Source organism: Stenotrophomonas sp. SrG, assembly GCF_050031795.1.
GTDB lineage: Bacteria > Pseudomonadota > Gammaproteobacteria > Xanthomonadales > Xanthomonadaceae > Stenotrophomonas > Stenotrophomonas rhizophila_A.
Genome location: NZ_JBNBBE010001818.1, coordinates 1 through 229, shown reverse-complemented (window position 1 = coordinate 229; position 229 = coordinate 1). Strand labels below are relative to the sequence as shown.

Genomic DNA, 229 nt, shown 5'->3' with positions numbered 1-229 from the left:
CGTGGTGACCACCAGCAGGCCGCCCGGCTGCATCACGCTGCGCAGCTCCGGCAGAGCCAGCCACGGTCGGGCTACGTGGTCCAGCACTTCTGAGCAGACGATGCCGGTGAACCGGCCCGACCAGTCCGCAGGCAGGTCGTGGATGTCGGCGACCTGGTCGACGCCGTCGCCCGCCTGCATGTCGATACCGGTCCACTGGCCAGCTGCGAGCTCCCGGTTGGTGCACCAA

At 69.4% G+C, this 229-nt stretch carries 1 protein-coding gene; it reads right to left on the bottom strand.

Annotation, left to right across the window (positions count from 1 at the left end):
- The coding region (locus ACQG3P_RS25485; protein ID WP_426806597.1) for a class I SAM-dependent methyltransferase at positions 1-229 on the bottom strand (229 nt) is incomplete at both ends.